Source organism: Holdemanella sp. (genome assembly GCF_056804935.1).
The window spans coordinates 1-1,563 of record NZ_DBMEXE010000292.1 but is presented as its reverse complement, the minus strand read 5'-3'; the positions used below and the strand labels follow the sequence as shown (position 1 = coordinate 1,563).

At 36.3% G+C, this 1,563-nt stretch carries 1 protein-coding gene; it reads right to left on the bottom strand.

Translation table 11 applies throughout. From position 1 onward, the window contains the following. Nucleotides 1-144 precede the first annotated feature (144 nt). On the bottom strand, nucleotides 145-1,308 hold the full coding sequence (gene fucO, locus ACZQCL_RS09440) for a lactaldehyde reductase (protein ID WP_227994063.1): 1,164 nt from the start codon (nucleotides 1,306-1,308) through the stop codon (nucleotides 145-147). Between the last annotated feature and the right edge of the window lie 255 nt (nucleotides 1,309-1,563).

The following is a 1,563-nucleotide window of genomic DNA, read 5'->3' as shown; positions in this document are numbered from 1 at the left end:
AATTCTGTACACATGTTTCATTACCTCACTTACAGGTAAATTGTACAAGTCTATTTGACATTAATGATGTCTATATCCTGTTTTATTAAATGTGTCTTTTGCAGAAAAAAAGAAGGCAACTAGATTGCCTTCTAAATGGACATATTAGTCTCTTCCGTTAAATGCGTATTTGTATAAATCGAAGATCAATTCTTTAGTACATGGACGAGGGTTACCACCTGTACATACGTCAGCCATAGCTGAATCTGTTAATGTAGGTAAGTCTTCTTCTTTAACACCGATTTCTTTTAAGCTTTGAGCAATTCCGCAATCTTTACTTAATTGAATAACGGCATCAATAGCAGCTTGACGATATTCTTCTTGAGACATTTCATCAACACCTTCAACTCCCATTACACGAGCGATTTCTCTAAATTTTTCACCAGTGTAATCTTTGTTGAATTCCATAACGTATGGAAGTAATGTAGCACAAGCAACACCGTGAGGGATTCCGTAGAATGCGCTTAATGGGTGAGCCATACCGTGGTCAACACCTAAACCAACGTTAGAGAATGCCATACCTGTCATATATTGTCCTAAAGCCATGTCTTCACGTCCTTTTGGATCGTTAGCACATGCAGCACGTAAGCTTCTTGAAATGATTTCGATAGCTTTTAAGTTTAATGTATCCGCAAGTTCCCAAGCAGCTAAAGTTGTGTATCCTTCAATAGCGTGAGTTAATGCGTCAAGACCAGTACTTGCAGTTAAGCCCTTTGGCATACTTGACATCATTTCTGGGTCGATAATCGCAACAACTGGGATATCGTGAGCATCTACACAAACAAATTTTCTTTTCTTTTCAGTATCTGTAATTACATAGTTGATTGTAGTTTCGGCTGCAGTACCTGCTGTAGTCGCAATTGCGATAACTGGGACAGATTTGTTTTTAGTTGGAGCAACACCTTCCAAGCTAACAACATCTTCAAATTCTGGGTTTGCCAAGATGATTCCAATACCTTTACAAGTATCTTGTGGGCTTCCACCACCAATAGCGATTAAATAGTCAGCACCTGCATCTTTAGCTGCTTTTACACCATTTTTAACTTGTTCAACAGTTGGGTTTGCCTTAACTTCATCATAGATTTCGTATGGAAGTCCAGCTTCATCTAATAAGTCTGTGACTTTAGTAGCTACACCAAATTTGATCAAGTCTTTGTCTGTAACAACTAAACCTTTCTTTAATCCACGTGCTTTAACTTCTGTAACCACTTCTTTGATGGCTCCAGCACCATGATAACTTGTTTCATTTAAAATAAAACGATTTGCCATAAGTATTATTTCCTCCTCATATACTTGTTAATTCCATTGTACGAGTACAAGCGCTTACATACAAGTGACAAAATGATAATAATGTCACATATAAGTGTTTTAGTGCATATTATTCAATATTTGTGCTAAAATTTTAAGATAGTTTTGGAGGGATTTCTGTGGAAAATTTATTATTTAGCCTAAATGCAACGATTCCCATCTTTCTATTGATGGTTGTCGGTTATTTCTTAAATAAAATGAATATTCTAGATGATA